The sequence below is a fragment of the Arthrobacter sp. H20 genome (assembly GCF_000520515.1).
GTDB lineage: Bacteria > Actinomycetota > Actinomycetes > Actinomycetales > Micrococcaceae > Arthrobacter_D.
In genome coordinates this window covers 117,659-123,633 of the sequence record NZ_KI914723.1, presented here as the reverse complement: position 1 = coordinate 123,633, position 5,975 = coordinate 117,659, and the positions used below count along the sequence as shown (strand labels likewise).

Below are 5,975 nucleotides of genomic sequence, written 5' to 3'. Positions count from 1 at the left end.
GATGCCGCGAAGCCGATGGCGAATCCGAACGGCAGCAGCAGCGCCAAGGACCCGCGCCTGACGAACTGGTTTGCCAGGTTCTTGCCTACGGGGAAGATGCTCAGGTCCAGTCCATGCAGGAACAATGCGATCCCGGCCGCCACAATAAGCAGCCCCCCAGCCAGCTCAAGCGGCCCCTCGGGCATGCCACGGAAAACAAACAGCTGGAACATCACTACTACGACGACGATGGGCAGCAGGTTTCTTATGGCCTTCACAAATTCGCGGGCGAATCGGCTGAGGTGCTCCATCGAGTCCTCTTCCCGCTGGCGACGATGACAAACGTTCTTGCTCGCCAGTCTGCCCGGTCGCGATGGAGCGTGTCCACCCTTCGGCTGAACCTGCATCCATTCCCCAGAGGCTGAGCCAGTCCGGTGAGAGTCAGTCGGGCAGCAACCTGCGGACCACCACATCGGCCAGGAGACGCCCGTTGCCAGTGAGCGTAATGGTTCCGGCAAATGCAGCTGCGGGAACAACCAGCTGGTCAGCGATCAGTCCTGCCACCGCGAGCCGCCCAGCAGGGCGGAGCACGCTGGTCGGGAGGCCTTCGCGGAGCCTGGCGCGGAGCATCACGTCCTCGACGTATCGGGTGTCCTCGTCAAGAATTTCCCGACCAGCTGCGGGCGAGACACCGGTGGCCAGACGCTGGGCGTAAGCGGTCGGGTGCTTCACGTTCCACCAGCGGACACCCCCCAGGTGGGAGTGGGCGCCTGGCCCGGCTCCCCACCAGTCGTCGCCGCGCCAATAGGCGAGGTTGTGCCGGCATTGCTGCGCCTCGGTTCGCGCCCAGTTGCTGACCTCGTACCAGCCCAAACCGGCAGCTTCCATCGCCCACTCGGCCAGCGCGTACTTCTCGGCATGATCGTCGTCGTCAATGTCCTGCACCTCACCACGGCGGATCCGCGCGGCGAGCTTGGTGCCGTCCTCGATGATCAGCGCGTAGGCGGAGACGTGGTCCGGGCCGTAGGACAGCGCGGCGTCGAGCGAGAGCTGCCAATCAGCTGCGGACTCCCCCGGGGTGCCGTAGATCAGGTCCAGGCTGACGCTCAGCCCGGCTTCCCGAGCCCACTGGACGGCCAACGGCACCCTCTCGGGCGAGTGGGTACGGTCCAGTACTTCCAGTACGTGGGGCACCGCTGACTGCATCCCGAACGACACCCGGGTGAACCCTGCGCGCGCCAGGATCTGAAGGGACTCGGGGGTGACCGAGTCGGGGTTCGCCTCAGTGGTGACTTCAGCGTCCGGGGCTAGCCCCCAGTGCCCGACGGCGGTGCGGAGCACCGCTGCCAGGTCTTCCGCCGGCAAGAGCGTCGGCGTGCCACCGCCGAAAAACACTGTCGACAACTGCCTGGGCGCCGTCCCCGAACGGCTCAGGACTGAGTCGGCAAGGTCCAGTTCGGCGCTGACAGTTGCCGCGTACCGGTCCTGGGATCCACCGCCACCGAGCTCGGTGGCCGTATACGTGTTGAAATCACAGTAACCGCAGCGCACCGCACAGAAGGGAATGTGGACGTAGAGCCCGAACGCGCGGCTGGCGCTGCCGACGGCGGCCTGCGCTGGCAGCAGACCGCTCTCCGGCGCCGGTAAGCCGAGAGGCAAAGCAGCTGGCATTGCTACTTCTTGACCTTGTCCTTGGACTCGTCGGTGGTCAGCGCAGCGATGAATGCTTCCTGCGGAACTTCAACGCGTCCCACCATTTTCATCCGCTTCTTGCCTTCCTTCTGCTTCTCCAGCAGTTTGCGCTTGCGGGTGATATCGCCGCCGTAGCACTTGGCGAGGACGTCCTTCCTGATGGCCCTGATGCTTTCCCGGGCGATGATCCGTGAACCGATAGCGGCCTGGATCGGCACTTCGAACTGCTGGCGCGGGATCAGTTCCCTCAGCTTGCCAGTCATCATCACGCCGTAGGCATAGGCCTTGTCGCGGTGAGTGATAGCGGAGAAGGCATCCACCTGCTCGCCCTGCAGCATGATGTCGACCTTGACCAGGTCGGCGACCTGATCGCCGTCGGCCTTCCAGTCCAGCGAGCCGTAACCGCGGGTCCGGGATTTGAGGATGTCAAAGAAATCGAACACAATCTCAGCCAGCGGCAGGCGGTAGCGGATTTCAACCCGGTCCTCCGAAAGGTAATCCATTCCGCCCATGACACCGCGCCGACTCTGGCACAACTCCATGATGGCCCCGACGAACTCGGTGGGCGCGAGGATGGTGGCCGAGACCATCGGCTCGCTGACCTCGGCGATCTTCCCAGTGGGATACTCGCTGGGGTTAGTGACGTGAATCAGCTTCTTGTCCTCAAGCGTCACCTGGTACTCAACGTTGGGTGCAGTGGAGATGAGGTTCAGCTTGTGTTCGCGTTCGAGCCGCTCGCGGGTGATCTCCAGGTGCAGCAGCCCGAGGAAGCCCACCCTGAACCCAAATCCGAGGGCTGCTGACGTTTCCGGCTCATACACGAGCGCCGCATCGTTGAGCATCAACTTCTCCAACGCATCCCGGAGCACCGGGTAGTCGGTGCCATCCAGCGGATACAGGCCGGAAAAGACCATCGGCTTCGCGTCCGCATAGCCAGGAAGGGACGCGGAGGCAGGCTTGGCCAGGTTGGTGACCGTGTCGCCCACCTTGGACAGGCGAACGTCCTTCACCCCGGTTATGAGGTAGCCGACCTCGCCCACGCCGAGCCCCTTTGACGGCGTTGGTTCCGGGGAGCTGACCCCGATTTCGAGGAGTTCGTGGCTCGCTCGGGTAGACATCATCTGGATGCGCTCGCGCGGGTGGAGCATGCCATCGACCACCCGAACATAGGTCACGACGCCGCGGTACGTGTCGTAGACAGAGTCAAAAATCATCGCTCGAGCCGGCGCGTTGGGGTCACCGACAGGAGGGGGCAGGTCGCGGACAATCTGGTCCAGGAGTGCTTCGACCCCCATACCGGTCTTTCCAGAGACCCTGAGGACGTCGTCGGGATCGCCGCCAATAAGACTGGCCAGCTCAGCCGCATATTTCTCGGGTTGGGCGGCGGGGAGGTCGATCTTGTTCAGGACCGGAATGATCGTGAGGTTGTTCTCCATGGCCAGATAGAGGTTGGCCAGGGTCTGAGCCTCGATGCCCTGCGCGGCGTCAACCAGCAGGATCGCTCCCTCGCACGCCGCCAGCGACCGGGAGACCTCGTAGGTGAAGTCGACGTGTCCCGGAGTGTCAATCATGTTCAGTGCGTGGCTCACACCGTCGAGCTCCCACGGCAACCGGACGGCCTGCGACTTGATGGTGATACCACGTTCGCGCTCTATGTCCATGCGGTCCAGGTACTGGGCCTTCATGTCACGCTGCTCGACGACGCCGGTAAGCTGCAGCATACGGTCCGCCAGGGTGGACTTCCCGTGGTCGATGTGTGCAATGATGCAGAAGTTCCTGATGATCGCCGGATCAGTGGCGGCGGGCACCGGTGAGGTGCGGGCCTTGGGTGACACTGGACATTCCTTACTGTTGCGGAAGGGCTGCTGCGCAGGACCCGTTTCAACTACACCGGCCGGGTTCGGAGAGCGGGAGCCTACCGTCGCCGGTCATGTTAACCAACCTGAGTTAACAGTCTCCCATGACCTGGCGAATGATCTGGAATTAGGACGGAAGCGAGAACTGTATTCTAGGCGGCATGCAATTCGACGCCAGTTCCCTGCTCAGGCTAGCCCGTTCCGCCGTCAGGGCGTTACAGCCCGCGCAGCGGCGGTCAGGAGCTGGCCACAGAGAAGCCAGCTATCCGGGCGATTTCACCGGCACTCCGCGGATCAGCTATACCCCCCGCGCAGATGATGTCCCGGACGCTGGGGAAATTGTCTGGGCCTGGGTCCCCTATGAAGAGGACCATCGTCGGGGGAAGGACCGGCCGGTACTCCTGATCGGAAAGCACCGCGGCAGGCTCCTGGGCTTGATGCTGACCAGTCGCAACCGGGTTGGTTCGCAGGCAACCGATCCGTCGTTCATCGATATCGGGTCCGGTGACTGGGATAGGCAGGGGCGGCCCAGCGAGGTATGGCTTGACCGGATCATCCAGCTGGCGCCGGCTGATGTTCGCCGGATCGGTGCGGTATTGCCACGGGCACAGTTTGAACGGGTTGCTGCGAGGCTCAACTGACTCTGCGCTGACCCCCATCCCGGCGCCGCGCTCAAACGGGCCAGCTGCCGGGACTAATCAGCGCATTTCTGGTAATCTAGATAGCTGTGTGTCCGCGCAGGTCGACGGGCACTTTAGTCCAATCGCCTACGGTATCCCCACGCCGCTCAGTCATTGGTTGAACTGAATTACCCTCACGACCAGTCCGCAATACAAAGAGAGTTCTAAATACGTGGCAAATATCAAGTCCCAGAAAAAGCGCATTCTCACCAACGAGAAGGCGCGCCAGCGCAACAACTCGGTTAAGTCTGAGCTGAAGACGGCAATCCGCGCCGTGAATACCGCTGTCGGTTCAGCTGATAAGGAAGCTGCTAGCAGCGCCCTGCAGTCGGCAAGCCGGAAGCTGGACAAGGCTGTCAGCAAGGGTGTCGTGCACAAGAACAACGCAGCGAATCACAAGTCTGCGATCTCGAAGAAGGTCAACGCCCTCTAACCGGGGTCTGCCTGTTCGACGATTTGCAGATGGCTGGCCTTCGGGCCGGCCATCTGTCATTTAACTACCTCGTCCCCAGCATCACCTACCCGCAAGCGCACCCCCTACCGGCCAGCACCCCCCGAAACGGCTTACGCCCCAGATATAACTGCGGCCCGAGACGGTTTAGGGCGCGGAGGCGATAACTGGACGCCGCCCAGCTGCAACGGCAACGCAGATTAGACGTGGCCTCTAGCCTCGACTAGCCAGAGCGATAGTGGTGACCGCGTGCTCGACGGCGTAGATCGGGTCGCGTGACGCTCCCTTCACCTGGGCGTCGGCCTCAGCGAGCACCTGGATGCAAAGCACCAAAGCCTCGGGGCTCCACCGCTGGGCGTCGCGGCGAGCCTGGTCTACCTGCCACGGGGCCATGCCCAGCTCTTTAGCCAGCTGGGCTGAGCTTCCCCGCACCTGGTGCACTTTGGCCACCGCCCGTACCTTCATCGCGAGGGCAGCGGTGAGAAGCACCGGGTCTGCACCGGTGGCCAGCGCATGGCGCAGCATGGACAAGGCTTGCCCGCCTCTACCGGCTAGCGCTGCATCAGCCACTTTGAACCCGGTCACCTCGACCCGGCCGCCGTAGTATTTCTCTACTGTCTCTTCGGTAATCTCACCGGCGGTATCGGAAATTAGCTGCTGGCAGGCTGCCGCCAGTTCTGCGAGCTGGGAACCGACTGCCGCAACCAGTGCGCGGAGCGCCCCGCCGCCAATGCGTCGTCCCGCGGCCCGGAACTCTTCAACCACGAAGTCGGTCTTGTCGGAGTCCTTCTTCAATGGCTGGCAGTCCACAACTGTCGCCCCGGAGGACCTCAGCGCGTCCAGCAGCTTCTTGCCCCGGTTTCCGCCGCCGTGGCGCATCACCAGGACGACGTCGGGCGCGGGATCAGCCAGGTACCCGAGCGCGTCCTGCAGGAAGTCGTCGTTCATCTGGGCCAGTCCGCTCACTTCGATGAGCTTCGCCTCGCCAAAAAGCGATGGGCTGCCATGCAGGGCGAGCTCACCGGCTTCGTATCTGCCGGCGTCCAACTGCACGTCCTCCAGGTCCGGCCGGGCGTCCCGCAGGCTACGGCGGATACGTTCCACCGCCTGGCCGGCGGCGTACTCTTCGGGCCCACTGAGCAGTACCACCGGAGCTGGCACCACTGTGCGCCAGTGCAGGCCCGAACTTCCGGAGTCCCTGCGTGATGCTGCGGGTCTGGACGTCACGTGGGTGCTCCTGCTGGTCGGTGGTTGGATCGGTGTCCTACGCCTCAACTCTGCCACGGGCAGGACCCGCCGCAAAGCGGACCGGCAGGG

At 63.4% G+C, this 5,975-nt stretch carries 6 protein-coding genes; 2 read left to right on the top strand and 4 right to left on the bottom strand.

The window, feature by feature from the left end; genetic code table 11:
- From Y703_RS22010 to lepA, 3 genes are all read right to left on the bottom strand, one after another.
- The coding region (locus tag Y703_RS22010; protein ID WP_035764178.1) for a DUF1538 family protein at positions 1 to 290 on the bottom strand (290 nt) is incomplete at its 3' end.
- Positions 291 to 420: 130 nt separating this feature from the next.
- Positions 421 to 1,650 carry a radical SAM family heme chaperone HemW gene (hemW, locus tag Y703_RS0107520; RefSeq protein ID WP_026552214.1) on the bottom strand — a complete coding sequence of 410 codons (1,230 nt, stop codon included), beginning with the start codon at positions 1,648 to 1,650 and terminating at the stop codon, positions 421 to 423.
- 2 nt (positions 1,651 to 1,652) lie between these two features.
- Positions 1,653 to 3,506: a translation elongation factor 4 gene (gene lepA / locus Y703_RS0107515; protein WP_026552213.1), complete on the bottom strand. Its 1,854-nt coding sequence runs from the start codon at positions 3,504 to 3,506 to the stop codon at positions 1,653 to 1,655.
- A gap of 182 nt (positions 3,507 to 3,688) precedes the next feature.
- Here lepA and Y703_RS0107510 point away from each other — a divergent pair, with 182 nt between their 5' ends.
- The gene (locus tag Y703_RS0107510; protein WP_026552212.1) at positions 3,689 to 4,168 is read left to right on the top strand and encodes a type II toxin-antitoxin system PemK/MazF family toxin; all 480 of its coding nucleotides are present in this window, start codon (positions 3,689 to 3,691) and stop codon (positions 4,166 to 4,168) included.
- 211 nt (positions 4,169 to 4,379) lie between these two features.
- On the top strand, positions 4,380 to 4,640 hold the full coding sequence (gene rpsT / locus Y703_RS0107505) for a 30S ribosomal protein S20 (RefSeq protein WP_026552211.1): 261 nt from the start codon (positions 4,380 to 4,382) through the stop codon (positions 4,638 to 4,640).
- Positions 4,641 to 4,871: 231 nt separating this feature from the next.
- Here rpsT and holA read toward each other — a convergent pair whose 3' ends face one another.
- On the bottom strand, positions 4,872 to 5,885 hold the full coding sequence (holA, locus tag Y703_RS0107500) for a DNA polymerase III subunit delta (RefSeq protein WP_081743437.1): 1,014 nt from the start codon (positions 5,883 to 5,885) through the stop codon (positions 4,872 to 4,874).
- Between the last annotated feature and the right edge of the window lie 90 nt (positions 5,886 to 5,975).

Coding starts and splice junctions, on each gene's coding strand:
- hemW (WP_026552214.1), bottom strand. CDS start 1,650: ATGCCAGCTGCTTTGCCTCTCGGCTTACCGGCGCCGGAGAGCGGTCTG.
- Y703_RS0107510 (WP_026552212.1), top strand. CDS start 3,689: ATGCAATTCGACGCCAGTTCCCTGCTCAGGCTAGCCCGTTCCGCCGTC.